Source organism: Streptomyces sp. WAC00040 (genome assembly GCF_056835925.1).
The window spans coordinates 519795-544056 of sequence record NZ_JAKQZE010000005.1; the positions used below are offsets into that span (position 1 = coordinate 519795).

Consider the following 24262-nt stretch of genomic DNA (forward strand, 5'->3'; position numbering starts at 1 on the left):
ACTGCAGAACCGGAAGGACGGCGGGCAGGCCCAGGCATCTGCTCTGCCTACCCGGGTTCCGTCGGTGATCCCGTACGGGTCCTGGTCCCGGCACCTGCTGGACGGCGGCCTGCGGCCCCAGTGTTGTCGCCGTCCCGTCGACGGGCGAAAGCCTGGAGATCACCGCGGCGGAAGGCGGGAATGTCACGGCCGGATGGACCGGTCACGGTGCCAGCCGGGGCAGGGAAGTAGCCAGGGTTAACCCGCAGGTACTTTCGGATGACGCCGGCGCCGGCGAAGTGCAGCAAGCGGGCGGCATCGTTGATGGAGACCAAGTCGTCCCGGCTCCCCTCGTACAGAGCCGCGCTCGTGGGAAGAATCCGCTGTCTCTTCCGTGCGCGATGGGCAGCGTAGAAGGCCTCGAACTGCTCAGCGTCGAAGAAGTCGACACGGTCGATCGTGCAGGCCTTCTCCGGGAAGGGAGGGTCCGGCTGCTCCTGCTCCGATTCCCTGCCCCCGGGGTTCTTGCGGGAGGCGTACCAGCGATTGATGGTCGACGTCCCGGCGCCGGTGCGTTCGGCGATCCAATCGCGATTCACCACGCGGCGTCCGTCGACCACGCGGGCCTCGGGCCGGCGTGGCTTCACCATCGGGCCTCCTCGTTGTACAGCTGCTGGACACTACACTGGCACCACTTCGACCTGGTGGGTTGGAGTCAGATGGCCGGTGGCACGCTCGATCGGGTTGCCGCCCGGATCGACACCGGTGATGGTGCTGCCACCGGCCATCACTCGTCTCTTGGTCGGCCGCGCTCAGCGCGGATGCCGCGTCCCTCGAGCACTGGCCGCCCGAACGTCCTTCGCACGCGACGAGGTGTAGTCGGCCTGGGCCGCAGCGTGGACCTTCTCCGTCCAGGACGCGACGTGCGCGGCGAGGTCGTGCACATCCCGCAGGCCCTCGTCGTCGCACTTGCGCAGTCGTTCTCGGATGCGGAGCTCCTCACTGAGGATCTCCTGCTGCGTGTACTGGATCACCGAGTAGTACCCGATCCGTCGCTCGATGCCGCTCCAGGAGCAGCGGCCGCGGCCGACTTCCTGCTGCATGACGACGAGGGACACGGCCGGCCAGCCCATGGGCCCCTTGGCGGTGAGTGCGATGTCGATCAGGCAGGTCACTCGGGTGTCGTGCCAGGCGGCGTGAGCGTAGGGCAGGTGCGGCGCAGGCACGGGTGATGTGCGGCGGTCCTCGAGGTAGGTGCGGAAGCTGTCGCTGGAGGGGGCCAGGTCGCTGCGGCGCTGGTGAACGAGGTACCCCGAGATGATCGGCATTTGCCAGGCAGGCGTCCCGAACGGTGCTGCAAGGGAGCAGCGGGTGACGGTCCGGCGCTGTCCGTCTTCGTCGGCGATCGTGGCCTGGACGACACACAGGGGAGGGCGAAGCGGGTGGAGAGGCATGACGAGCTCCTTCGAGCGCCCCAGCGGGGCGATGGTGGGTTGGTCCGGCCCCGGCTTCGTCGGTTGCCGCCTTGGAAGCCGGGGAGCAGGGGGTCAGGCGAGGCAGGGGAGGATGCGCTCACCGAGCCAGCGGGCAGCGTTGACGCTGACGGCGTTGCCGGCCTGGAGAATCCGCTGCGTCTGGTTGCCGTGGACGATGTACTCCTTGGGGAAACGCTGGCAGGACATCAGCTCCTTCGTGTCGAGCATGCGGATGGTGCAGTCGTCGACTGTCGCGGCCGGTCGTACGAGCGAATGGTGCTGCTTGGTCGCGATGGTCGTCAGCGGCTGGGCGGTGGTGCGCGGCGCCCCTTTGCGTCCGTTCGGGATGATCAGCGCGTGGTGCCGTCCCTGCGCTGCGAGAGCCGGGACCGCGCCGGTGACTGGAATGGCGGTGCCGTTGCGGCGGAGCATCGCAATGTGGGGGTCGTCGCCGAACCGCTCCAGCCCGTAGGCGATGCGCTCCTTGGTCGAGTCCGCGTAGGGAGTGAACACTTTTCGCTTGGGGCGGCCGTCGCCGACGCGCTGACCTTCCAGGGTCCAGTCGATGATCTCGGCGACGGGGCGGGTGATCGGCTCCAGGATGAGTCCGCCGCACACGGTGTTGGGGCACCGGTAGTCGTACTGCTCGCCCCACTTGCCGATCTTGCGGCGGCGCGGGTTACGCCACACCTGGAGCGCCTTCACGGGCCCGCATTCAGGACAGATCGCCTCCGGGCGTACCTCGAGATCGGGCAGCGGGATGCCTTCGCGGGTGAAGCAGACGTACAGACGGTCTCGAAGTTGGGGTGCGAGAGGGTTGTCGGTGCCGCCGAGGTGGGCGGATGACGCGCAGACGATCTGGTGGTTGTACCCGAGGATCTTCATGCCGTTGAGCCACCAGTCGAACAGCTCCCAGTCTGTGGCGAACTCGAGGACGTTCTCGCACAGGACGACGTCGTACCGGTGCACGTCGACCGCGGCGATGATGTCGAGTGCCGTTGCCCGCGTCCTCTCGAACGTCTCCGGTGCGGCCACGCCGTCGACGTCCAGCGCCGTCTGGCCGTACGTCCTCTTTCGCCCGCCGGCGGGCGCGATCTCGGTGCAGATGGGGGAGCCCCAGAGGATTCGTGTCCGGGGGAGGCGCCGCTTGTCGTAGTTGTTGAGGTCGGCGCAGATGTGGTCTGCCATCGGGTGGTTGGCGATGTGGGTCTTGATGGCGATGGGGTCGTGGTTGGCGGCCAGGCGCAGGATGTAACCGGTCTCGACGAGCCCGGTGGAGCTGCCGCCTGCTCCGCAGAACAGGTCGGTGAAGTCGAGGTCGCTTCTGGACAGCAAGGGGATGTAGAAGGCCATCTGTGGCTCCGTGATGGTGGGTTGGGAGGGAGCGGTTGCCGCCGCGCCCAAGCATCTAAATATGCTCTCTGGTGGATCTAAATATGCTCTCTTGGGTCGTAGGACCCGCAGGTACGCATCAGAACAGTGAGACCGATGGTCGGCCCCGTACCGGTCGGAACCGGTACGGGAGGAGAGGTGGCTGCCTCTCCATACCGACCATCAGGTGGCGCGTCCGGCCCGCCGGGGCGATCGTCATGCCCACAGCCGGACGGCCACATCTATGATGCCCGAACCTCGTCAGGAGGAGGTGCGAGCTGCTGCGACCCGTTCCACGCGCGCACGGGTCCACCGCGGTTGCTGGCGGCCGCCGGCCGCGGGAGCGACCCGCTCGTCGGGCTCCGCCAGCTCCGGAAGCCTTCCTCGAGACAGCGCACTGAGGAAGCTGTTGGAGTCGCTATACCCGAGGAGCTCTGCCGTTTCCTTGATGCCCACGGTCTCCTCCGTGGTCGTCTTCAGGATGCCGCGTTCGCGGGCCACCTCGGCGACCACACGCCGGGGCCACTTGTTGACCTCGCGCCCGCCTCGGCCGGGGGCCTTGATGACGTTCTCCTGGAGCTGGGGGAGGTTGCCCTGGTAGAGGGAGCTTGAGAACGAGGTCGTGCTGGAGAAGCCGAGAAGTGCCGCAACTTCCTTCGTGCCCAGGAGGTCCTCGGGGTCGCCCTCCCAGCTGACCGCCGGCAGGGCTTCTGCCTTGCGGCTGCTGCCCTTGGTTCGGCCGGAGCCGGGGCGGCTCGAGTGCCAGGCGACGATGGTGCTCAGGCGCCACTTCATGCCGTCGATGGTCTCGTCCGGCTCCGGGAAGTAGCCGGGCAGCTGCCGCAGCCACCAGTAGATCGTGGACGGGGCGTATCCAAGGAGCTTGGCGACCTCGGCCGTTGTCAGGAGTTGCCCCTGATCCTTCTCGAGCGCGTCGGCCGGCAGCGGCTGCGGAGCCCGCGCCTGTGCGCGCTTGGCGAAGAACGCGGCGACGTCGTCGAAGTGCCAGTAGCGCTTCCGGCCTTCGGTCTTCGCGACCTCGGGAAATCCGGTCTCGGCCCGGGCCCCGTACCACTCGCTGATGCGCGAGGGCCGCGCGTCGAACTCATCGCAGATCTCGGCAGTGGTCACGAGCCGGCGATCCGCAGCCTGCGACATGATGCACCTCATCCAGAGTGTCAGGGGCGCCGCACGAATCCGTGCGGCAAGTTCCATAATGCATACGGTGCGGGGTGTTGTCCACTCCGCGGCCGGCGTGCGGTCGACCTGGAGACGCGCCCACATCGCCCGCGTACGCTCCCCGAGACTGGGCGCTCATGACTCGTCAACCAGGCAGATGCCCAGTTCAGCGGCTTGCTCGGCCGCCTCCGTGTAAGCGATGGAGGCAGGCGTGCACTCCCACAGGGCGAAGGCCAACTCAGCCACGGACTCGCCCCGTGTCCGCCCGGTGAGCCACGGAACACCCGCCTGCGCACACCAGTCGGCCAGCTCCGCGTCACTCAGGCCCTCGCTGCGCCTGGTGACCTCAGAACGGAAGGCCGCGAAACCGGCGCACCAGGTGGCGTGGCCCGCGGGCAGCAGCCGCTGCAGGTCCCCTACGTCGTCGACGGCAGCAAGCTGCAGCAGCAGAGTGGTTGCCTGGGCGGTCATGGTGATCTCCTAGCTGTTGGGACGGTGGGGTCAGGTACAAAGCGCGCAGACGTCCTCGCCGGGAGCAACGCGTGCGAGATCAACAGGCTTACGGGGAGCCTGCTGCAGGGCAGCCCGAACCTGCGCGGCGACATCATCGAAGGCCGCGGTGTCGTCGTCGCACACTACGCCCGGCTCCGGGGCACCAGCCATGCCGGCTTCGTGAATCAACTGGTGGATGCGGTAGTCCGGTCGGAAGCTGTCTCCGCGTACCGCCTCGACCTCCGCGTACAGGGCAGCCAGCCGCGGCCGCCGACCGACGGAGATCAGCAGATCGCGCCGGGAGGCAAAACCACACAGCGAACAAGAGCAGCGGGACGTGCCCCCTCGGTCGTACGCCCCGGGAGCCGAGTCGTACGTCCAGTGGCGCAGCTCCGGGTAGTCGTCGAGCCACTCGAACACTGCCTCCGTAGACCAGTCGAGCGCGGGCAGCCACTCGTCGACGACGCGGGCGCTGTTGCGCAGCACGGTGCGCATGACCGGCAGGTCGCGCCGCTGGCGGCTCTCCGCCCGTCGCTGACCTTGCACTTTAAGGATGCGTACCGGCCGGCCAAGCTGTCGCGAACGGGCCGAAACGAACGGAGTCCAGCTGGCCGAAACGACCGACTCCTTCGCCGACTTCGTGCAGTACTTGGTCCCCATCGTGGGGAACCTCCCGTACAGCGCGATCTCAGTGAGCAGGGAGTGGGGCATGCGCCTGCCGTCGGGGCCGGGCATGGTCCGGGTCACTTCACGGTGCTGAGCGGGCGGCAGGCCGAACGCCAGACTCTGCGCGGCGGCGAGTTCGGCGACGCCGAGCCACTCGCGGCCCGCGAAGTGAACTCCTGGCCAGTCGAGCACCGGGAGCGCAGCATGGTAGCTGTGCACGCGGTCGACCACGCCGGCACGCCGGGCGGCGTCCATGCACAGCCACATTGTCACGGCGCTGTCCTTGCCCCCTGACAGCTGCGGGGCTATCACGTCGTACTGCGTCAGGTCGGGAATGGCGACCTGCTGGTGAGCGAACATGGGGTGCTTCCTCCTGGGAGTTGGGTGATGGCGTCTCTGCCGAGCGCACTGCTGGCGGGCGGCGGCTGCGGGGGAGGGCCTGAGTGATCGGGCAGTGAGGCGAGCCATGCCAACAGGCGCGGCAGGTGAATGTCCGGACCGAAGGCGAGCAGCGTTCCGTCACAGCTGGAGCAGCCCAGCGCGTTGGCCCAGCCCAGTCGGCGCAGGGAGTTCACACGCCCCATGTGGACGGTGACGCCGCGTTCCACGGCCTCCTCGGCGAGCCCCGCGGCGGCGGGGCCGGTCTTCCATTCGGTGCTGCCGGCGAGGAAGAGCACGTCGAACTCCTCCCATGGCAGCCGGAAGTTCTCGCAGCCGTCCTGCGCTGCGAAGGCCGCCGGAACGCCGAGCTCCCGGATACGCGGCAGCCAGGGCAGCGACTCCACGAGGGTCGCCGCGCTATCGAGCGGAACGTCAGGGGCGACGGCCCACAGACATCGGGCGGGGCCGTATCGGTCCACGGTGGCGCACAGCCACGCCCACCACCGTTCGGCACCAGGCCAGCCCTTGCCGAACTTGCCGTTGTCGCAGGCATACAGCGCACCGTCCGGGATGCGGTTGCCTTGAGCGGGTGTCGTCATGCAGCCCAGCAGGCCGCGGCTCATCGCATCCCGGACCGCGCCGCCGGAGGGCGTCGCCAGGTACAGCACAGCAACCCCTGCTCAGCCGGTCGGCAGTTGCGTGGACGGATCGCCGACGGCCGCACGCCAAGCCGCCTCGAACCCGCTCGTCTGCTTGTCGCGCACACGCGCAGGACCGGTGACGAGCAGCTCCTCGGTCACGGGCAAAACCGTGCCGCGGGTGCGCACCCACGCCCGGGTACGTCCGTACGGGTCGCTCTCCACAGGAACGCCGTGGCGGTCGGAAAGGGACTTCAGGCGCCTTCCGAGCGGACCAGGGCGGCCGATGTCGAGGCGCTGGACAGATCGCTTGGCCCGGCCGCGCATTCCCGGGTCCTTTGCGGACGCGGGCAGGATCCGCCGGACGTGATAGAGAGCCCAGGGGCAGTCCAGCTCGTCCTCGAATGCGGCCAGGACGCGGCGGTCGTCGGCGCGGTCGGGATCGAACTGCTCGAGCAGGCTGCGACGCCCGAACAGCCGGGCGTTCGGGTTGAGCCCCATGGCCGTGTACTCAAGCCGCAGGACCTCTCCGGCGATGTCCGGGTGCTGCCGCATCCGGGCAAGGTGCGCCGGCAGGGCGCCCATCGATACCGGGTAGCAGCAGAAGGTGCAGTAGGACTTGTCCCAGGTGACGCCGAAACGGTCTCTGAGGAACTCCTCGCACCGCTCCCGGCCCCACCTCCAGTCGTCTATAAGGGGGTACCAGCCGGTGCGCAAAGGGTTCTTCGCCGCCGCCTGGTCGCGGAACTTACGTCCCTCCTCGTCGGCGTTGAAACCCATGAACTGGCGGAACGGGCGGTCGATCGCTCCGACTATCCACCGGTCGCCCACCTCGCCCTTTGCGCGCAAGCTGCACAGCCTGCTGCCAGCCTGCTGAGGGACGGTGCCGTTGGTCTCGTACTCCTCCCATAGCGTCCACTCACCGCGGTCGACCACTTCGTGAGGCTGGCGGGTGTCGGAGAGAACGGTGATCCCGGCGGCCTTGTGCTGGCCGCCACGCGCCAGCTGCACCAGCCGGACACCGCTGCGACGCAGCAGGGGCAGGGCGTAGGTCTCTGCCAGTTCCCGGGTGCGGGGCCACTCGCTGCCCGTGGCCTGGTGAAGCACCACGGTGCGCGCGAGGTCTACGCCGTATGCGTGGGGATCATCGAGCATCTTGACCAGGAAGGCGGTCGAATCAACTCCCAGGCCCCAGTTGACGACGGTGTCGATGGTCTCGCCGCACTGGAACAAGGGGAACGCCGTGGGGTGATCGTGTGACATCGGTACCTCGTGAAGTCGCGTCGCCGGAACGGCGGTGGATGTGAGAGCGGCCGCGGTTGCGGGCGTAGCGGAGACCCGGCCACGGGCCCGGGCGATCTCCCGGGCGGGCCGGTGCGGTCAGGCCCCGGCGGTCGTGCAGGTGGGCTCCGGCCGGCTCGGTGGGAGCATCGCGGGGCGACGGCCGTGATGCCGCTCGCGTCGTGCAGTAGGCAGACGGGCGGGGATCCGCTCGACCCTCGTGTCCGGTGCCGGGGCGCGCGGTCACGGCCCCGGCACGTCAAAGGAGGACTGGGTCAGGCGGCGGGCGCCCAGGTCGGGACGTCTGCCGGAGTGCGGGCTGCCCAGCCGCGCGGGACGCCTACGGCTGCCGGGTGGCGCTGCGGGGAGAGTTGGGCCGCGTCGCGCAGGCGGTGGTTGGGCGGGGGAGAGGCAGCGTGCCGCCCCGTGAGCTGGGCGGGCAGTGTGTGGTCGACGTAGGCGACGTGGGCGTTCAGATCGATGCCGACGCGGCTGGCGGTCATGTGGAGCTCGCGATCACAGGCTGTCAGGTGGCCCGTCACGACCACGTGGACTCCGTCGGCGAGGGAGGCCGCGACGTGCTGGGCCAGGCGGCCCCAGACGGTGCAGAGAAAGATGACAGGTGCGCCGTCGCGCCACTCGCCGGTGGGCCGGTGGTACTCCCGGGGAGTGGATGCGAGCTGGAAGCGGGCGACGGGGCGGCCGCTGGGTGCGTGCCGTAGCTGTGGGTCGCCCTGGACGATGCCGTGGACGGTGGGGGTGATCTCGCCGCTCATGACGACTCCAATCGTGTTCCATAATACATAATTTGGCGGGTGTCCTGACCCATCACGAGCCAGAAGGTCAGGACACGGGCTGCGGTCCCGGGTCGTTGAAGGGGGCGCTCCAGTCGACGTAGCGGAAGTCGGTCGCCTCATGCATGCGCAGCACGAGCCACGGAACGCCTTCGCTCAGCATCACGACGGCCTCGGAGCCTACGGCTGCGGCGTCGGAAAAGATCAGCCTGTCGTCCAGGTCCTCACCGAGGACCACGATGCCCGGCCGGCGGTCGAAGCCGCTCTCCGGGGAGGAGAGCTCGGAGCAGTACATCCGGTGGGCCAGTACCAGAGGTGAGGACGTCCACTCGGAGGGAGTCAGCTCGCTGAGCTCGCGTGTGAGCAGCGGGAGCGTGCGTGCTGTCGGCAGCAGCTCACGGGGAAGCTGGGGGGCAACGATGAGGATGGGAGCGTTCACTGTCGGTCCTTCTCGGTTCGGTGGTTCGGGGCTGTGTCGCCGGAGAGGTTGGGTGCGCCTCCGGGGAAGAGGGCCACGTATGTCAGGCGTGCCTGGTGCAGCTGGGTGATGTGTGGGGGTGTGAGGTTCAGGCCCACCGCTCGGGCGCAGTCCAAGGCGAGCCCGAACCGTTCCTGGACTCGCCGCAGTTCGCTCCCCTGCGGCCAATCCGCTTCCCATGCCGACTCCCAGGAGTGATTCGCGGCGGTGAGGGCTGCGGCGTAGGTCGCGAACTCGCGCATGACGATGTCCTCGATGCGGCCGCGCTCCTGGCGGGTGGACATGTGGACCTCCGGACAGGGGGGAGGGAGTACCTTCTCAACATGTTCCATAATACATAACAATGAATGGTTGAGCAACTCGATCAGGGCGAACGCAGCCCCACGACACGCCGTCCCTCGGGTTCATCCAGCGAGGGGACCGGTGCCGGGGTGACGGTGCCCGGTTCTCCCCTGCGGATCATCCCGCACGTGACGAGCTTGCCCACACGGCCCGCGACATGGGCCTCGACCTCGTCTCCTCCGTCGTCGGGCAGGATGCGCACAGCCACCACCTTGGACCGGCTCAAGGACTCGCCAACGACCACGCCGCGCCGCTCGGTGTCGGCCTCCGGGCACTTCCAGGCGACCCACGAGGAAGTGCGGAACGGTGCCGTACGCGGCCGCGGTACGGCACCATTGGCGAGTTCACGGCGGAGCTTCTCGAGCAGGCTCGGACCAGCCTTGATCTTGCTGAGGTCGACGACGTTGCCGCGTTGGTTGACGGCCCGGCGGAAGCGGTCGTCGGCGAGCACACGGCGGCGGGTGCGCGGCAGGCCGCCGATCCATTCCTCGCGTACGGCGTCGAAGTCGGAGCCGGTCAGCACCACACGTGTGCTGTAGCGGCCGTGGCGCAGGCGGATGCGGTAATCCTCGATGTGCCAGCACAGGGGGACGCCTGAGGTCTCCAACTGCTCGTAGGACCACTTCTTCAGCCGGACGGTGGCCCGGTTCATGGCCTCCTTGAAGCGGTGGCTTTGGGTGTAGTTGAACGGGTCGCCGGCTGTGGGAACGGAGGTGATCCACTGGGCGGCGCGCATGGCATGTCGGTCCCAGTCGCCGTGAAAGGCTTCAGTCCAGGCGGCGTCGCGTACGGTCTCCGGCCGTTCGGTGACGGTGCCGTCCTCGGCGATCCAGGCGGAGAGGACCAGCACCTTGACGGGTGTCCGGGCGAGCTCGTAGAAGACATCGCCGTGGTCGATACGAGAGGCGATCTGGATTCGATCCCAGTCGGCGGCCAGACGGATGTACCCGCACCAGGTGGGATCGGTGTACTTGGCCCATGCCTCGGACGAGTCAACGCTGGTCCACGCGCGGCCGTCAGGGCCGGTGTCGCGGCGTCGGCAGACGGTGAACGTCTTCCTGAGTTCCGGGATGCGGGCGGCGTCTTGGCTGATCGGGTTCCAAGAGGGCATGGGTGCCTCCTTCGGGCCGGAGGACGGCCGGTGGGTAGGGCGGGCGGAGCTCATGGCGCGCCGCGGCAGTCCGTGGCGGGGGCTTCCAACTTCTGGGCGCGGGCAGCAGCACAGAGCTGGCGGGTGCGACAGCCAGGTAGTCAATGAGCGATGCAACTGTCGGGAAGGCGAGGAAGTACCGATCGGCCGTCTGGGTGGGATTGGGCGTAGCACGGGCGGGCCGTGGCCCCACACGGGGATGCGGAGCCACGGCTAACGGGCTGCGGTGCCGGTCAGGGAGTGATCTGGGGTCCGGCGGGGGGATGCTCCAGGGCAAGGAGCTCTCGGACGCCGGACATCAGGGTCTCGAGGTCGGGCCGGGAGGCACGCCGGACGACGCGGACGCGCAGCACGGGGACGTTCAAGTCCAGGCCGAGGACGACACCAGCCTTCGTGGCCTTGATCCGGTAGGCCGTAGCGGTGTCGATGAACCAGCAGGCCCATCCCTCGGCGCTCGCGCCGGCGCGGGCGCTCGCCCCACTGCTCGTTGCCTGGGGGCATGGACATTGGGGGTCAGCGCAGGCGCGGTTGACCGGGTGTCCGGCGGGGACTCCTGACGAGCGGTAGGCGTTCGCGTTGCCGTTGAGCATCGGACATGCCAGGCGGGCGTAGGCCAGGCACTCGGGGTGGAGAGCTGGCTCTGCCACGTACCCGGCTTGCTCGTCACGTGGGCGGACCAGCAGACAAGACCGCTCGATCAGGGGGCCGCAGCAGATCTGGCAGAGCTGCTGCGTGAGGGCTTGGAGCCGTCGCCGTGGGTCTAGCGCGCCGAACAGAGCGTGCCCTGCGTGCTGGTAGGAGATCCAGGGAACGGCGAGCCCCCCTTGTCGTGCGAGGTGCCGGCAGCGGTCCGGTATTGGGGGGCGGCGTGGGCCTTGCGAAGTGTGGGTGTCGCGGCGCTGGGAGCCGTCGGCATCGGTCATGGTGTCGCTCCTGTCTCGGTAGAAGTGGCGGCCGGGCAAGGGGGCGGGTTTCACCCCCTTGCCCGGCTTAGGGGTCACACTGCGAATGTGGTGTGCAGCTCCTCGACGCGGCGCAGTAGTGGTCCTGCCAGTGCGGTCAGGGAGTGCCGCACGGCTCGCTCCACGGCTTCGTATGCGGTGTTGCTGTCCTGGCCGGGGAGTTGCGCCAGGGCGACCAAGGTGTCGTCCATGGCGATCCGCCACGCCCTCGCGGTGGTGTCGTCCCTCGTGGTCTGCTGTCGTGCGTTCATTTCGGCGAGCAGCGGCCCGTATGCGGCGAGGAACGTGCGCTGTACGCCGTGGCCGGAGCCCGTGACGAAGTCGGCAAGCGCCGCCCGGATCGGCTGGGACAGGTCGGCGGCCAAGCGGGCGGCCGTGCGGAGAGAGTCCTCCGCGTCCAGGTACGGCTGCACTGCCTGCTCGGAGCCGATCGGCGTGCACCGTGCGATGCCGCCGACCGCTTCGGCCAGGGCGTGCAACCGGTCGTGGGTGGCTTCGCACTCGGCCAGGCGCAGAGCCCGGTACAGGGCGTCTGCCGTCTGCCGCTTGACCACGTCGGCGCGGACGATTGCCAGCGGCGCGTTGCGGAACTCGATGGAGCACATGCCGTCTTCGGCCGGCATCAGGCGAATGGTGCGGTCGCTGCCGACGCCGCTCCAGTCGTCACACTCCACGCATTCGTCGACCTGGCCGCTTGCGCAGTTCGCGCCGGGATGGGCGATGAACGGAACCGGGAGGTGAGAGGCGGCCCGAAGACCGGAGCCTTCGGTGAAGTTCGCGAAGACAAGGTCACCGACGTCACCGCATGGGCGCGGACGACGACCGCGTGCTCGAGGGTCACACCGGGCGGCAGGGGGTCGAACCCGGATGTGTCAGCTGGCCTTTCGGTGAGGTGGAAGGTGTCTGTGGTGTCCGGGAGCGTGTGGTGCGGCATGGCTGTTCTCCGTGGGTGCAGGGGTGGGTGGATGGGCAGCCGGGGCGCGTACGGTCGCGCCCCGGCTCCGCCCTCATGGCGTGACGTGCTGGGCCCTTGGGCCGGGTGCTGGCTGGGTCACTTCTTGCGGTAGGCGGGGATCCGTGCTCGCACCGTCTCGGGGTCTACGCACCCCCGATGGCGGGACAGCGGCGGCGGCTGCTTGTTGCGACCGCGCAGGTGACTCCAGTAGCGCGGTCCCGTCCACTCGCAGAGTTGGCAGCTCATGAACCAGGGGTTGTCACTGCCGGGATAGCCGCTGAGCGGCCACCATCGGTACGCGGCCAGTCCAGCCATCGCCGTCCGCGCGGCCTCGACGTTGCGCGTTGTGGCAGGCAGGCGCCAGTGCAGCAGCGGCACTGGGCCGCTGAGCGTTGGAACCTGGGCGCTACTCGCGGCTGAGTCCAGGGAGGTGATGCGGCCCGCGGCGTATTCGGCGGCCAGGTATTGGGCGGCGCGGTCCCGTCCCTTGCGTCCGTCGGCTACGCGGATCTCATCCTCGGAGCCAGCGGGGACGGCCAGCCATGCGCCGTGCCAGCGGAAGATCCGGCCTATGTGCTTACCGTCGTCGACGGAAACGGGGTAGTGGCATTCGACGTCGGGCTCACCGAGCCGATAGGGGAGGGGAGTTTCGGGACCCGGCGAGTTTGACTCATTTTCCATAATACCTCTCCCATAGGGGTTGCGTTGCTCATGCCGCGGACAGGCCGCCAGGGGCCTGTGGCTCAGCGCTGATGGGCACCCGGCCGCGGAGGATGCGCCACTCCGGGGCCGGGCATGTTCCATAATACATAAAATCAAAGGGAAGGGCAATCCCCATCCACCGCCGTCCGCGCCCCCAACGTGCTCACAGGGCGGGGCAGTAGCACCGGGTCCGCCATGGGATCGTCCAGGGCGGCGCACCAGGCCGCGTCGGACTCGAAGACTGTGCCGCACCCGGCGGTGCAGCGGAGCTGACCCACTGCCAGGCCTTCCTGCTCCGGGTAGACGGCGGGACGCCGGTAGCCGACGGCCGAACCGTGGTTGCAGTACCCGCGATCCCGCACGGCGTGCCAGCCGTCCGCTGCCGCGTGCATGGCGGCAGCCTCCTGGTCCACCTCCGCCTGCTCGCCTTTGATGGCCTCGTGCTCGTCGGCTGAGCTCTCGTCCTCGTGACGCATGGAACTCCTCAGTGCAGATGGTGCGAGGTTGTGCGGCAGTCAGAGCAGCAGGTCGGCTTCGCTGGCAGCGTCCCGCATGGCCTTGGCCGCGCGGGCAGCCGTCATGCCTGGTTGCTCACTCCAAAGGTCGATGAACTGGCAGTGGACTCGCTCGGCCTCGCCCGGGTCGCTCACCTCCAGGGGCCTTCCTGCGAGATGCTCCGCGAGCATGCGGTACGCCGACGCCCGTCCGCGCCGAATGGCCGCGCCGTCGTACCTGCGTGCGCTGCTTCGGCGGCCGTCGCCGGCTGCAACGTTGATGGCTCCGCGGGGCCAGCAGGCCAACGTGACCGTCCGACCCGGACCAGCGAACAGGTCATCGCCCTGGTAGAGGCCGACGCGCTCTATGTGGCACGCAGCCCACTCCAGGATCGCCCGGGGGTTGGTCGGTATGACGATGCTGTCAGGGCTGTACTGGATGCGGTGCACGGGCGGTTCTCCTCTTACTCCTTCAAGCGTGGTCCGGGGGGTCGGCCCGGCATGGCGTGCCAATGACTCGCAGCGAGGGGGCGGCGCCCGGCGGTCCGCTACCGGGCTCGGTGCGCCGCGGCCGGTGCGGGTTCAGAGGTCTACCGCCGTCTGCGCAGCCGCCATTTCGCCCGGGGTGCGCCGCCCGGTGATCTGGTCATAAGTCACGCGGGAGCTGCGGCCGGGCGCTGCGTCGGCGCGGGTGACAACTCGCCGGGTATCGAGCGGGCCGGGAGGCAGCGTCAGGGACCGGGCGTTGACCTTCAGGACCTCGTACCACCGCCCGCAGACGTGTGCGAAATCGCCTGGTGCGAAGTCGTCTCGCGTCCAGACCTTCCGCCCGGCTTCTTCGGCGTCCTTCAGCACCTTGCGCCAGTGGGCCAGCTCCTCGCGGATCTCCGTTGCGCGGCGCTCCAGCTCCGCCGTGTCCTCGCGTGACGCTGCCCCCTCATGGGCGGTCTCGATGCGGCGGAGTACCTGCCGGAGCTCCCCCTCCAGCCGCTCTGTGCGGCGGCGTGTGGTTCCCACCGCTTCACGGCGGCTGGTGTAGTTCGCCGCTGCTTCCGCCCGGTGGGTCAGCTGCGTTGCCCGCTCCCCTTCGGTGACAGCCTGCCCTTCCATGGCGAACGTCCGCTCACGGAATTTGAGCTCCCGGGAGTACGAGTAGTGATCGGTCAGCAGTGGTTGCCCCGAAGGAATCGAGCCGCGCCGCCTCTTGGCTTCCGCCCACAGGTCCTCGCTTCTCGCCTGGGCGCGGTTCGCCGCGGCCTGACTTCTGCCGGCGCGCGCTGCCGCCTGCCGCCCGCGCTCCTCCTCGGCCGCTGTGAAGGTGCGCCGCACGTCCTCCTGGACCTCTACCGTGACGGCGTACCCGGCGCTCCTCAGCGCCTCGGCCGCCTGCTCGATCACCGCGTGCCGGGCTGCCCGGTCCCGTGAACGGGGCAGGCCGATTCGGTCGATGCCCCGGAAGTACCGGAAGCCGTGCGGGCGGATGACGTCGTAGACGCCGTCACCTTTGCTGCTGCACTCGATCAGCGTTCCTTCCGCGCGGGTGTGCCGGATGGTGATCACAGGTTCCTCGGCGGCGGTGTCGACGGTGACGGCTTCGCCGTCGGGGCTGGACACCTCGAACACAGGCGGGAACGCCGCTGGCTCGTCCATGCTCCGCAGCTGATCGCGTGCTTGGCCGGCGGCCTCCTGCGGGGTGGATGCCTCGAACTCTGCCGACCAGACGACGTGAAAGCTCTGACTGGCGGGGAACGGGTTCTGGGACATGGCTGCTCCTTGGAAGGGGCCCGGGCGGCGGAAGGACCGCCGCCCGGGCGGATGTCACGGGGTGGGGGTGTCGCCGTCGGCCCGGTCAACGGGCGTCAGGCACTGGAGCGGGAACCACTCGTACGTCGTCCACCGCTCGGCGTTGCTGGGGATCCGGCGGGTGATGGTCGTAGCGCGTGAGAGTCGCAGGGCTGCGGTGGACTGCTCGGTGAACGTAAGGCGCGCGGCCTTGCCGTCGACCTCGGCAATCTCGCCCTGCTTGCCGTTCCAGTCCTGCGGCCTCATCCCCGCGATCGTGACGAGCGCGCCGGGGGCGAGCTTCGCGGCAGCTTCCCTCAGCAGCGCTCGCTCTCGGATCTTGACGGCGTGCTTGATGTGCGGGAGATCGTCCCTGCGGGCGCGTGCGATGTAGGCGAGAACGTCGGACAGTGCGGTCATGGTGAGGTGCTCGATTCTGTGCGGAGCGGGGCCGGGGGCCGCGCGCGGCAGCCCCCGGCTGGGGCGTGGTGTCAGGCGGCCTTGTCACCTGCGTCCGGGGCGGCCGGACGGTGCCGGGCCACGGCCTCGGCCTCGACTTCGGAGAGCGTGTATCCGAGCTCCTCGAGCAGCAGCAGCCACCGGCCCTCCTCGGAGCTGAGGTTCTGCCAGGCGTTCCGCTCCCGGATGGCGTACTCCATGGCGGCTGCCACCTGTGCGAACAACAGGTGCCACTCCCTGGCCTTCGCCGTCTGGCTGACCAGTTCGTCGAACGGCCCGCCCCTGCGCCGGATCGCGGCGGCCGTGTCGGCGTTGGGGTCGTCCACGCCCAGGAACCCGGACACGAGCTCGGTCGCCGTGCTATCCATCGCACTGTGAGCGAAGTGCGTGTGGGCTGAGCTGGTGTTCATCAGGCAGACGAGTACGAACTTGCGGACCTTGTCGTCCAGCGAACGGGCCCGGCACAGCTTGGCGATCTCGGCCCGTCGGACTTCCTGTGCCGCTGCCCATGCCTTGTTGCGCGCGATCCTGCGCCGCCGCGTGGCCGACTCCTCGGGGGAGAGCTTGTTCTTCGGCTCCTGCGCGCTGGGGACGATGTTGTGCCCGTACTGCTTGGGGGCGGAGCAGTACCAGACCGGCTGGTTCTCCTCGCTGAGCTTCGCGCTGTGGCCAGGACACGACTTGTGCCGGTCCTCCGTGAGCGGGTCATGCAGCTCGTTGGTCAGATCGCTGAGCGGTCGGGGACCGTCGCTGCCGTACGTGTAGCCGGGGAGGAGCGGCACCCCGGCTTCCCTCAGTGCTGTGACCGCCTTCTGCTTGGCCTCGCTGTCAGCGAGCCGGTGGCGAAGCTGTGCCATCGCGTGGTCCCAGTGCCCGCGCTTTCCTTGTCCCTCCTCCTCGTCGGCCGCCTTCGCGCGGCTCAGCTTGTCCAGCGCGCCCGGAACCCCTTCGACCTCGGAGAGATCGGCGAGCTGTTCCAGGTCCATCCCCTCTGCGCTGGCCTTGCGAAGCTCGGCGTCGCTGAGCTTCGCGGCGCGCCGGGCCGACTTGACCGCGTTTCCCTTCAGGCCAAGGGCGCGCTTCGCCTGGCTGCGCTCGATGTCGTTCATGCCGACCAGCGACAGTTCGGCCGCCCTGATGGCGTCGGGTGCCTCCATCTGGGACCGGTGGTCGTTCTCGACCAGCGACAGGAAGCGTGTCCACGCGTCGCGGCCGGTCAGGTCGGTCCGGATGACGGCCTTGACCGTCTGGCGGGGCCGTCCCTCGGCCTCGGCGGTCTCGTTGGCGATCTGGGCAGCCTGGGCCCGCCGCCAGCCCTTGAAGACGCCGTACTTGCCGTTCGGCAGGGGGCGGACGCTGATGGGGTCCTCGACTCCGAGCGCCTTCACGGAGTTGATCAGGCGGTCGTCAGGGGCCGTTCCCTCGGTACGCGCGTTGCAGGGGTCGCGTTCGAGGTCGGCGGGGTCGAGCCGTACGACCTCGAATTGCTCGTCGTCGGGGCGGGGAGCCTCGGCGGGAGCGGTCGTGACGGTGGTCATGGGGGCCTCCTGGTGCGGAAGTGACGATCTTTCGGGTGTCCGGGGGAGCCACCCTCTCGGACATGTTCCATAATACATGATCCTAGGGGGTGGGGCAATTCCGTGAAAGGTGGCTGCCCCACCCCCGGCTATTGCTGGTCTGTCAGGGCCGGCTGCGCTCTCGGGTGTGGCGCGAGCAGGCGAGCACTGGCCGTTTCTCGCCGTCCAGTGTCAGCACGAAACCGACTGTCCGGCTCGCTGTGCCTCCGCAGTAGATGCAGCCCGTGTTGTACGGTCTCGCGCGTGGCCGCCGCTCGGATCCCTGCGGTTCGGCGGGTCGGGGCTTGCCCATCTGTTCTCCTTCGTCATGGGACTTTCCAGCTGCGCCGCTGGGCGCCGCTGAGCTCTGGTCAGGTGAGGGCGTGCGACAGGTCGGCCACCGTGAGTGCAATCCGCGCTCCCTCGGGGACTGCGGGAACGGGCGCGCCGGTCAGGGTCTCGTCGGGTGGCGGCACGGGCGGTGCCAGGTAGACCCTCCTGCGCCCCATCGCGCCCGCAGCGTCGTGGACGGTGAGCGGCGTACGGTTCGGCTCCCTGTGCGGCTCGATCAGCAGTGCGGCGGATGCGAGGGCAGCCGTCAGCCGTGCCGCCCGATGCAGAGTGTTCGCGCTCGGAGGGGTGCCGGGTGCGAATGGAGTGATCAGCATTCCCGAACGGATGAGGACCCGTCCGCGGAGCTCGGTTTGATCACTGGGGTGGCATATATCGGGTCCGCACGGCATCACGATGACGGCGTTCCCGCCCTGCGATTGGGCTCCGTACAGGGCCGCGCTGGCCACACCGTGGGCAAGACTGGTTACTACGGTGTGGCCCGCACGGGCGAGTGCGTTCCCCGCTTCCATGGCACCCTGCCATCCGGAGTCGGTGACGTTGCGGGCACCGGCCACCGCGACGGACCGGGTGATGAGCTGGTGCAAGTCTGCCGTGCCGAGAGTCCAGAGTCCCAGCGGACATGCGGTGCCCAAGTCGGAAATCCTGGCGGGCCACTGGTGGTCACCTGGGATGAGGAACGTGGCGGGAAGGGCGCGCGTGAGGGCGGACTCCGGCCGGTAGAGGGCGAGCGGGGATCGCTCGGCGCGGCGGAGCCACGACCGGACGGCCCCGAACTCCGCCACGTCGTCCGCCACGCTCTCGGGCGGGAAGTGAGCCGCCAGGGCCGCGCGGGCCGCACGCTCGCTCGGAGCGAACTCGTGCGTGGTCATGCTGCCTCGATTCGCTGCTGTGTCGTCGTCTGTCGGGTGGCGGTCCCGGCTGTCGCCGGGACCGCGGGGCGGTGCGGAGAGGCGCCTCGGTGTCCTCCTGGTCGGCTTGCTCCACGCCGTGCTGCACCATCGGTGCGCGCAGCGTCTCCCTGCAATTCGGGGAGCCTTTGGGCGGTTGCTCAACATGTTCCATAATACATGAGTCGCGGGGGTGGAGCCGCCCGGCGCAGCCTGGCACCTCATGATCCGACCCACAGATCCGACACGCCTCCGCTCTCCGTCGCGGAGTCGCGGGCCCGCCGACGCCGGCACCCCATCCGAAGGACACCGCACCCGCTGGGCCCGCCGGTCCCGGACGGACCGGCGGGCTCCCTCTCAGTCGGTGCGCCGGTGCACGGTGGCGAAACGGTCCCCCAGATACGCGTGATGGCGTCCCCACTGGTAGGCGCGCACACCGCGGCGGCGACCCCGGTACCCGTGCTCATCCCAAGTACGCCACTCATCCCCCACCACAAGGGACGGGACGGTCACCACGTACGTGCCGTGGGGATGCCGCCACAGACCGAGACAGCGGCGGCTCCGGTCGGAAAGCACCATCGCCCCGGCTCCGAACGGGACAACCGGCCCGTTCGGAATCCGGCCCCATCCGTCATTGCTGCTGAGGTGCCTATTGGCGCTGTGCTGGGCGGCCCGCACTGCTGCCCTGCGCCCCACTGCGCGGACGTCGTCCACCGGTGCGCGGTGCAGCCACCCATCCGGCGCGGCAAGGAATCCGGGGTCCACGGTGTACCGGCCGGACAACCGACCGGTACGCATGTAGATGATCACTCCGTACCCGCGAACCTGCACACGGGCGATCGGCACGGTCCGCCGGGCGCGCCGGCGGCGGACTCCCTGAGTTGGGGCGTTCATGCGGCGACTCCCTGGCTGCGTGCTTCTTCCTCGGCGCGGACGTGCGACAGGCAGCGGCGCGCCAGACGCTCGGCGCGGGCTGCTCCTCGCAACTCCTCGACCTCGGTACGGAACTGCCGCAGAATCCGGCGCTCTTGGCGCGCCTGTTCGGCGGCCATGTCCGCGAACTCGGGCAGATAGGCGGCCTGGTGGGCGAGACTGCGCGGCGTGTAGGCGAGCACCAGGGCGAGCACCGGGGACGGCGCTGCCATGAACCAGCGGGCGGCGGTCCACCATGCCGCCGTGGCCTGCGCGGCGTGCTGCCGGTGCCGCTCGGCCTCCTGCTCGTACTTCTGCGCGTCCCGCTCCCGGCTGGGGATGCCGTGGACCACGAGCCACCGGACCAGTCCGGGCGTCTCTCGACGTCGGGCGAGTGCGGAAAGGCGGGGGAGATCGGGCCTGCTGGCGTAGTCCTCGGCACACGCGCGCATCACGGCTTCGAGTGCCTGAGCGGGGCGGGGCCGCGCCGTCTCACCGTTCCGCGCGTCGACCGCTTCCCCGAACTGCCATGCCCACGGGACATGGGCAGGCTCCTCGGTCTTCCGCAGTGCCGTTGCCCAGTAGGGGCGGGCGCCGCTTCCGACGCGCGGCAGGGGTTCGGCCGGCATGGCGTCCATGCCGTGCAACGTGCCAAGAGTGACGCGAACGGCGCTGAACCGGTGCCATTCGGCCGGGTGGTGGGTGGCTGTCACGTGCAACGGGCCCCGAACGGCACCGGTGGCCGTGTAGAGAACCGCTCCGGACTCGTCGGGTTCTGCGGCCGTGAGGCGAGCTGGGCCGTAAGACGTGGTCACTTCGAACATGACTGGTCGTCTCCTGCTGACTTCTGAGCTGGTGGGGTGATCAGGGGGGTGGGGGCCGCTCGAGAGCGGCCCCCACCCGGCGGGTTAGGCCGCGTTGGGCTTGCTGTGGCGGCGCAGCGTTCCGGGGGCGGCGCTGGTGCTGGGGCAGGCGTCAGCCACGGTGGGGCTCCTGGGGGATCGCGGGGGACTGGTACGGGTCGGCGTCGTGCACGTCCAGGGCGGCCGGTGGCAGGGGCTCCAGCCACCCATTGGCCACGGCCCAACCGCACGCGCGCTGGCGCGGTCGGCTGGGGGGCTGGGCCGCGCTCACGGCGACCACAAGGGCGCGGCTCGCGTCGGTGCTCTCCAGTCCTGCGGCGAGCGGGCCAAGGAAACGGCTGGTTGCCTCGGGCGTGGCGTACAGCATCCGCGCGCGCGGCGCTACGCCGATCGGCAGGGACGCGAGAACGAACGTCCCGTCGTGCTGGGCGGACACATAGTGCAGGGTGTGGAATCCGGCTCCTAGAACGGTCACTAGGCCGTTCATGGCGCGCTCTGCCGTGCTGGGCGGCTGAGGGGGCGCGGGTGGGGCGGTGTGCGGCGCGCGGCGGCGCATGGTCCTACTTCCAATGCTGGTCTCGGGCGACTGCCGCAGCGGCGGAGACTGGCCTCCGCGCGGTGGGCGGCGGTGGGGCCGTGCCGGGGGTGCCGGTCCCTGGCGGTGGGCCAGGGACCGGCACCCGTGGGCCTGCTAGGCCGCGAGTGCTGCGGCTGCCCGCAGCGCGGGAAGGGCCTGGGCCTCCAGCTCGTGGGCGGCGTCCGCGTTCGGGAGCTGCTGCGCGGCGGCGGTGACCGCCTGCATGACACCGCCCGCGGTCATCTGCCCGCCCCGAACAAAGTGGGCCAGGATGTTGTCACGCGTCGTCTGGGAGAAGTTGAGCCGCTTGGCCACCTGCTCGACGACCTGCTCCGGCTTCGCGACCGGTCGCCCGGCGGCCTCCTCGATGCTCCTCAACTTGCCCTCGACGTAGTCACGGGAGAGGAACGTCGTCACGGCGTCCGTCGTCTTCGACGCGATCAACTCCAGCGTCTTGCGGTCGGTGCTGGCCGACCACTTGATCAGTCCCTCATCCTGCTTCGCCCCGATGTGCACGGCGCGCATGACGTCTTCGGTCATGGTCAGGCCGTTGGTGCACACCTGGACGACGGCACGGGGCGTGAGGGTGTACGCGCCGGAGCCAACCTCGCTGTTGCTGATGACGAATCCCGCGCTGACCATGGGAAGCTCGTCGCCGGTCTGGCCGGTGAACGGGGAGCGGTACCCGCGCAGCAGTTCGCGTGCCTGCACGGCGACTTCGTCGGACTCCACCCGGACATACATCCGGCGGTCGGTGAGGTCGCACCCGGTGACCCGCACGCTGTGCCCGGACTGCTGGATGCCGTCCAGCGCTGCCATCAGGACGTCGACGTTGTCCATCAGGCGGTAGCTGTCCGACAGGAACGCACGCGCGATCCCGACACCCGGGCGGCCGTCCTCGCCGGTCTCGTCGCTGCGCATCGCGCGGACCATGAAGCGGCGGTCCGGCGTGAGCCTGAGCCATTCGTTCACGTTGGCGTCGTACAGGCCCGGTGCCTCTGCGCGCAGGCGGCGGACGTAGGTCAGCGGGATGCGCAGCTTGTCGGCAATTCCCTCGTCGGCGACCCCGGTCGGCTGGTACGTGCCATCGACGTTGGTCACACCCTCGTCGGTGATCTGCGGGGCAACCCCCTTGATGATCAGGTTTCCCTGCTCGGCGCGCAGCGCGGATGCGGGGGCGATCACGTCCAACTTTCGGGCGTGCTGGGCCTGAAGGATGGCCGCCAGGTCGGCCAGGCCGGCGTTGCGGGCCACCTGCGGGCCGACGCTCGTCGCGGTGCGCGTGGCGTACGGAGTGGTCATGGTCTGTCCCCTTCGATTGACGGTCTTTCGGCGGTGTCACCGGGAGCCACCCGGTGACATGTTCCATAATACATAGTGCAGGGGGTGGGGGCAACCGGCACCGGTTGCCCCCACCTAACCGCTGGTCAGGGACGGTGCCACCACACCGGCAGGGGCCTGACACTCTCCTCGTGCGCTCCGATAAGGACGCGTACGAACTGTCCGCCCTCTCGCCTGCTGAGGTCGTACACAGTGCGGATCTTGGAACCGTCCGGCTCGCCCTGGTGCTCGATGCGGGTCACGTAGAACTGTCGACCGCGTGCCGGGCCGACGTTTCCGTTGTACTCGACGCGCTGCCACATCGACGGCTGGCCCTCGGCCTTGCGAATAATTGCGCTGTCCAGATTGGCGAGTGCTCCCGTGACGATGTGGGAGGGGAGCCGAATTCCGCGCAACTCCCTGGGGGCTGTGCCGTTCCGAAATCCGGTGATCCATCCGAGGGCGAAGAGATCGCGGGCGATTTCGAGAGTGATGGGGGCGGGCCACAGTTTCCGCAGAGTGGGCATGGCCCTATCGAGAATGGCCTCCCACCCGTTCTTCCACTCTTCCCTTTCCGCTTCCGACGGCGGGCACGGAAGCGCGGTTACAGGTCCTGCAAGTCGGGTCTTGTCGTGAGTCACTGAGTTTTTCCGTTTCTGGTCTCGTGAACTGAGGTGGTGCGGGTGGGGGGAAGCACCCCCCACCCGCTGGGCCCTTTTACAGGGGGAATCCGGCCTGGAACTTCAATTCAGGCAGCGGAGAGAAAGGGGTACCGTCCGCGTCCGTGCACACGTTCGCGAACACTTCACCTTCAGACATCGGCGTAAACCATCGCTGATTTACGAACCATCCGCGCGCGATGACACTTCCATCGACATAGGAACGGCTCATGAGCGTTCCATTGTCGAATTCGATTGCGCACACGAGTGCGTAGCTGAACTGACGGACTTCGCCGTACGCGCGAATCACCGGCTTCGGCTCGCTGATCAATTCGACGAACGCTGAACCTTCGGTGACGGTTCGGCGGCCTGGAACCTGGGTTGTGGCCGTGAGCCTGTGCTCTCCTGTGCCAAACCCGTTGGCCAGTCGCGTAAGGGCTTCGTAGACCCGTTCGCCTGATTCTTCGATCACTTTTCGTTCCTCTCGTGGTCTTCGGTGGGGCGGGGGCTCCCGCCAGGATTTCTCCGGGCGGGAGCCGTGGGCTTAAATCAGCCCGCGATTTCCGAAGTATTCGGAGATTCGAAAAGCGACCCTGGGAGCCGAGACGACAGAATTCGCCACGTTCCCCACGATGCTGCCAACGATCCGGTTTTCCGGCATGAAGATGACCGCGAATGAGAAGCCGATTTCAACCGGCATCATCACGAGGAACGGGCCTGCGGCCGTCTCGAAGCGGATTCCGGTAAAGCGCTCGTCGTAGTTGTGGACGATGCTTGCGGAAAGGAGCAGTTCGGGGCGGGGAAGGTGATGCGCGATATTCCGGGCCTTTACTGCCTGCTCGGTGTCCGGTCCCTTGACGTGCTGGATTGCTCCATCACGGATCACGGATTCCCTGATCCTACGGTCCACGATGAACCTTTCTGTTGACGATTTTTGGCGGTGTCACCGGGAGCCACCCGGTGACATGTTCCATAATACCTGCCATGGATCACCGGTCAAGAGGGTCCGCCAAACTAGGGGGCCGAATAGGGGGCCAATTGTGGGGCCGACTAAGGGGCCGACTGGAGGGCCGAATAGGGGGCCGACCCTCCAACGACCCTGGCGCATCCTGCCTGGTCACCCTGGCCTTCTGGGCTGCCTGGGAGCCGACTTCCCCTCTGCGGCCTGCGGGAGATGGTGGCGGGCGGTCTGGAGCGGCACGGGAGCTTCTCCTAAGGACCCCGGGGCCACTGCGGGCCCCGGACAGAGGGCGGGGCGCGCTCGCCCCCTTGCTCCCATTGAGAGGCTGGCAAATGGAGCCCGGAGGATGGCCAGCGGTTCCCCAATCTCTACGCGGTGCATCACTCCGTTTCCCCGTTGCTGCGGGCCTAGAGGTCCAGCGTGGGAAGCCAGGGAGCGAAGCGGACTGGCGCGGCCAGAAACACCCCCGTCACCCGGCAAGCGAAGCGCACCGGGTGACGGACACTCAACTACCGCGCGATGCGCGCGCAGCGCGCGTCCGGGGTCGCGCAGCTACCCCGGACGGTTCCGGCGAAGCCGGAACCGTCCGGCTG

At 68.9% G+C, this 24262-nt stretch carries 28 protein-coding genes; all 28 read right to left on the bottom strand.

Going from position 1 to position 24262, the window contains the following annotated elements:
- Nucleotides 1-47: 47 nt before the first annotated feature.
- Entirely contained in the window at nt 48-629 is a 582-nt protein-coding gene (locus MDN94_RS37315; RefSeq protein WP_482730192.1) for a hypothetical protein, read from the bottom strand.
- Nucleotides 630-791: 162 nt separating this feature from the next.
- Entirely contained in the window at nt 792-1433 is a 642-nt protein-coding gene (locus tag MDN94_RS37320; protein ID WP_482730193.1) for a hypothetical protein, read from the bottom strand.
- 93 nt (nt 1434-1526) lie between these two features.
- Nucleotides 1527-2807, bottom strand: coding sequence for a DNA cytosine methyltransferase (locus MDN94_RS37325; RefSeq protein WP_482730194.1), 1281 nt, complete (start codon nt 2805-2807; stop codon nt 1527-1529).
- Nucleotides 2808-3086: 279 nt separating this feature from the next.
- A complete protein-coding gene (locus MDN94_RS37330; protein WP_467664765.1) occupies nt 3087-3983 on the bottom strand; it encodes a helix-turn-helix transcriptional regulator in 897 nt (298 codons plus the stop codon).
- A 156-nt stretch (nt 3984-4139) separates the two neighbouring features.
- Nucleotides 4140-4475, bottom strand: coding sequence for a hypothetical protein (locus MDN94_RS37335; protein ID WP_482730195.1), 336 nt, complete (start codon nt 4473-4475; stop codon nt 4140-4142).
- Nucleotides 4476-4505: 30 nt separating this feature from the next.
- Nucleotides 4506-5522: an adenine nucleotide alpha hydrolase family protein gene (locus MDN94_RS37340; protein ID WP_482730196.1), complete on the bottom strand. Its 1017-nt coding sequence runs from the start codon at nt 5520-5522 to the stop codon at nt 4506-4508.
- Nucleotides 5486-6142, bottom strand: coding sequence for a hypothetical protein (locus MDN94_RS37345; RefSeq protein ID WP_482730197.1), 657 nt, complete (start codon nt 6140-6142; stop codon nt 5486-5488). The genes MDN94_RS37340 and MDN94_RS37345 overlap by 37 nt, the downstream gene beginning before the upstream one ends.
- Before the next feature lie 81 nt (nt 6143-6223).
- A complete protein-coding gene (locus MDN94_RS37350) occupies nt 6224-7444 on the bottom strand; it encodes a hypothetical protein (RefSeq protein WP_482730198.1) in 1221 nt (406 codons plus the stop codon).
- A gap of 293 nt (nt 7445-7737) precedes the next feature.
- Nucleotides 7738-8238 (bottom strand): single-stranded DNA-binding protein, encoded by a 501-nt coding sequence (locus tag MDN94_RS37355; protein WP_482730199.1) that lies wholly within the window; start codon nt 8236-8238, stop codon nt 7738-7740.
- A gap of 67 nt (nt 8239-8305) precedes the next feature.
- Nucleotides 8306-8695 (bottom strand): CpaE-like family protein, encoded by a 390-nt coding sequence (locus MDN94_RS37360; RefSeq protein ID WP_469649380.1) that lies wholly within the window; start codon nt 8693-8695, stop codon nt 8306-8308.
- Nucleotides 8692-9018 (bottom strand): hypothetical protein, encoded by a 327-nt coding sequence (locus MDN94_RS37365; RefSeq protein WP_469649383.1) that lies wholly within the window; start codon nt 9016-9018, stop codon nt 8692-8694. The genes MDN94_RS37360 and MDN94_RS37365 overlap by 4 nt, the downstream gene beginning before the upstream one ends.
- A gap of 80 nt (nt 9019-9098) precedes the next feature.
- Nucleotides 9099-10187 carry a hypothetical protein gene (locus MDN94_RS37370; RefSeq protein ID WP_482730200.1) on the bottom strand — a complete coding sequence of 363 codons (1089 nt, stop codon included), beginning with the start codon at nt 10185-10187 and terminating at the stop codon, nt 9099-9101.
- Between the two features lie 272 nt (nt 10188-10459).
- On the bottom strand, nt 10460-10873 hold the full coding sequence (locus tag MDN94_RS37375) for a hypothetical protein (protein ID WP_482730201.1): 414 nt from the start codon (nt 10871-10873) through the stop codon (nt 10460-10462).
- Nucleotides 10874-11223: 350 nt separating this feature from the next.
- Nucleotides 11224-11811: a hypothetical protein gene (locus MDN94_RS37380; RefSeq protein WP_482730202.1), complete on the bottom strand. Its 588-nt coding sequence runs from the start codon at nt 11809-11811 to the stop codon at nt 11224-11226.
- Between the two features lie 428 nt (nt 11812-12239).
- Nucleotides 12240-12824 (bottom strand): hypothetical protein, encoded by a 585-nt coding sequence (locus MDN94_RS37385; protein ID WP_482730203.1) that lies wholly within the window; start codon nt 12822-12824, stop codon nt 12240-12242.
- 134 nt (nt 12825-12958) lie between these two features.
- Nucleotides 12959-13321 (bottom strand): hypothetical protein, encoded by a 363-nt coding sequence (locus MDN94_RS37390; protein WP_482730204.1) that lies wholly within the window; start codon nt 13319-13321, stop codon nt 12959-12961.
- Nucleotides 13322-13360: 39 nt separating this feature from the next.
- The gene (locus MDN94_RS37395) at nt 13361-13789 is read right to left on the bottom strand and encodes a DUF6197 family protein (RefSeq protein ID WP_482730205.1); all 429 of its coding nucleotides are present in this window, start codon (nt 13787-13789) and stop codon (nt 13361-13363) included.
- A 132-nt stretch (nt 13790-13921) separates the two neighbouring features.
- Nucleotides 13922-15103: a DUF3560 domain-containing protein gene (locus MDN94_RS37400; RefSeq protein WP_482730206.1), complete on the bottom strand. Its 1182-nt coding sequence runs from the start codon at nt 15101-15103 to the stop codon at nt 13922-13924.
- A 54-nt stretch (nt 15104-15157) separates the two neighbouring features.
- Nucleotides 15158-15541, bottom strand: a complete 384-nt coding sequence (locus tag MDN94_RS37405) for a hypothetical protein (protein ID WP_482730207.1) — start codon at nt 15539-15541, stop codon at nt 15158-15160.
- 71 nt (nt 15542-15612) lie between these two features.
- Nucleotides 15613-17118 carry a ParB/RepB/Spo0J family partition protein gene (locus MDN94_RS37410; RefSeq protein WP_482730208.1) on the bottom strand — a complete coding sequence of 502 codons (1506 nt, stop codon included), beginning with the start codon at nt 17116-17118 and terminating at the stop codon, nt 15613-15615.
- A gap of 389 nt (nt 17119-17507) precedes the next feature.
- Nucleotides 17508-18359: a DNA-processing protein DprA gene (locus MDN94_RS37415; RefSeq protein ID WP_482730209.1), complete on the bottom strand. Its 852-nt coding sequence runs from the start codon at nt 18357-18359 to the stop codon at nt 17508-17510.
- 375 nt (nt 18360-18734) lie between these two features.
- The gene (locus tag MDN94_RS37420; protein ID WP_482730210.1) at nt 18735-19271 is read right to left on the bottom strand and encodes a hypothetical protein; all 537 of its coding nucleotides are present in this window, start codon (nt 19269-19271) and stop codon (nt 18735-18737) included.
- On the bottom strand, nt 19268-20113 hold the full coding sequence (locus MDN94_RS37425; protein ID WP_482730211.1) for a hypothetical protein: 846 nt from the start codon (nt 20111-20113) through the stop codon (nt 19268-19270). The genes MDN94_RS37420 and MDN94_RS37425 overlap by 4 nt, the downstream gene beginning before the upstream one ends.
- Before the next feature lie 151 nt (nt 20114-20264).
- Nucleotides 20265-20639 carry a hypothetical protein gene (locus MDN94_RS37430; RefSeq protein WP_482730212.1) on the bottom strand — a complete coding sequence of 125 codons (375 nt, stop codon included), beginning with the start codon at nt 20637-20639 and terminating at the stop codon, nt 20265-20267.
- A gap of 204 nt (nt 20640-20843) precedes the next feature.
- Nucleotides 20844-22031, bottom strand: coding sequence for a DUF932 domain-containing protein (locus MDN94_RS37435; RefSeq protein WP_482730213.1), 1188 nt, complete (start codon nt 22029-22031; stop codon nt 20844-20846).
- Nucleotides 22032-22156: 125 nt separating this feature from the next.
- Nucleotides 22157-22576 (bottom strand): hypothetical protein, encoded by a 420-nt coding sequence (locus MDN94_RS37440; protein WP_482730214.1) that lies wholly within the window; start codon nt 22574-22576, stop codon nt 22157-22159.
- Between the two features lie 190 nt (nt 22577-22766).
- On the bottom strand, nt 22767-23180 hold the full coding sequence (locus MDN94_RS37445; protein WP_482730215.1) for a hypothetical protein: 414 nt from the start codon (nt 23178-23180) through the stop codon (nt 22767-22769).
- Nucleotides 23181-23252: 72 nt separating this feature from the next.
- Nucleotides 23253-23594, bottom strand: a complete 342-nt coding sequence (locus MDN94_RS37450; protein ID WP_482730216.1) for a hypothetical protein — start codon at nt 23592-23594, stop codon at nt 23253-23255.
- Between the last annotated feature and the right edge of the window lie 668 nt (nt 23595-24262).

Bases quoted from the DNA above. Each gene is read 5' to 3' on its own strand.
- MDN94_RS37440 (WP_482730214.1), bottom strand. From the start codon at position 22,576: ATGCCCACTCTGCGGAAACTGTGGCCCGCCCCCATCACTCTCGAAATC.
- MDN94_RS37410 (WP_482730208.1), bottom strand. From the start codon at position 17,118: ATGACCACCGTCACGACCGCTCCCGCCGAGGCTCCCCGCCCCGACGAC.
- MDN94_RS37405 (WP_482730207.1), bottom strand. From the start codon at position 15,541: ATGACCGCACTGTCCGACGTTCTCGCCTACATCGCACGCGCCCGCAGG.
- MDN94_RS37430 (WP_482730212.1), bottom strand. From the start codon at position 20,639: ATGAACGGCCTAGTGACCGTTCTAGGAGCCGGATTCCACACCCTGCAC.
- MDN94_RS37335 (WP_482730195.1), bottom strand. From the start codon at position 4,475: ATGACCGCCCAGGCAACCACTCTGCTGCTGCAGCTTGCTGCCGTCGAC.
- MDN94_RS37390 (WP_482730204.1), bottom strand. From the start codon at position 13,321: ATGCGTCACGAGGACGAGAGCTCAGCCGACGAGCACGAGGCCATCAAA.
- MDN94_RS37355 (WP_482730199.1), bottom strand. From the start codon at position 8,238: ATGAGCGGCGAGATCACCCCCACCGTCCACGGCATCGTCCAGGGCGAC.
- MDN94_RS37400 (WP_482730206.1), bottom strand. From the start codon at position 15,103: ATGTCCCAGAACCCGTTCCCCGCCAGTCAGAGCTTTCACGTCGTCTGG.
- MDN94_RS37425 (WP_482730211.1), bottom strand. From the start codon at position 20,113: ATGTTCGAAGTGACCACGTCTTACGGCCCAGCTCGCCTCACGGCCGCA.
- MDN94_RS37385 (WP_482730203.1), bottom strand. From the start codon at position 12,824: ATGGAAAATGAGTCAAACTCGCCGGGTCCCGAAACTCCCCTCCCCTAT.
- MDN94_RS37325 (WP_482730194.1), bottom strand. From the start codon at position 2,807: ATGGCCTTCTACATCCCCTTGCTGTCCAGAAGCGACCTCGACTTCACC.
- MDN94_RS37365 (WP_469649383.1), bottom strand. From the start codon at position 9,018: ATGTCCACCCGCCAGGAGCGCGGCCGCATCGAGGACATCGTCATGCGC.
- MDN94_RS37345 (WP_482730197.1), bottom strand. From the start codon at position 6,142: ATGACGACACCCGCTCAAGGCAACCGCATCCCGGACGGTGCGCTGTAT.
- MDN94_RS37420 (WP_482730210.1), bottom strand. From the start codon at position 19,271: ATGAACGCCCCAACTCAGGGAGTCCGCCGCCGGCGCGCCCGGCGGACC.
- MDN94_RS37315 (WP_482730192.1), bottom strand. From the start codon at position 629: ATGGTGAAGCCACGCCGGCCCGAGGCCCGCGTGGTCGACGGACGCCGC.
- MDN94_RS37370 (WP_482730200.1), bottom strand. From the start codon at position 10,187: ATGCCCTCTTGGAACCCGATCAGCCAAGACGCCGCCCGCATCCCGGAA.
- MDN94_RS37340 (WP_482730196.1), bottom strand. From the start codon at position 5,522: ATGTTCGCTCACCAGCAGGTCGCCATTCCCGACCTGACGCAGTACGAC.
- MDN94_RS37320 (WP_482730193.1), bottom strand. From the start codon at position 1,433: ATGCCTCTCCACCCGCTTCGCCCTCCCCTGTGTGTCGTCCAGGCCACG.
- MDN94_RS37415 (WP_482730209.1), bottom strand. From the start codon at position 18,359: ATGACCACGCACGAGTTCGCTCCGAGCGAGCGTGCGGCCCGCGCGGCC.
- MDN94_RS37350 (WP_482730198.1), bottom strand. From the start codon at position 7,444: ATGTCACACGATCACCCCACGGCGTTCCCCTTGTTCCAGTGCGGCGAG.
- MDN94_RS37330 (WP_467664765.1), bottom strand. From the start codon at position 3,983: ATGTCGCAGGCTGCGGATCGCCGGCTCGTGACCACTGCCGAGATCTGC.
- MDN94_RS37435 (WP_482730213.1), bottom strand. From the start codon at position 22,031: ATGACCACTCCGTACGCCACGCGCACCGCGACGAGCGTCGGCCCGCAG.
- MDN94_RS37380 (WP_482730202.1), bottom strand. From the start codon at position 11,811: ATGCCGGCCGAAGACGGCATGTGCTCCATCGAGTTCCGCAACGCGCCG.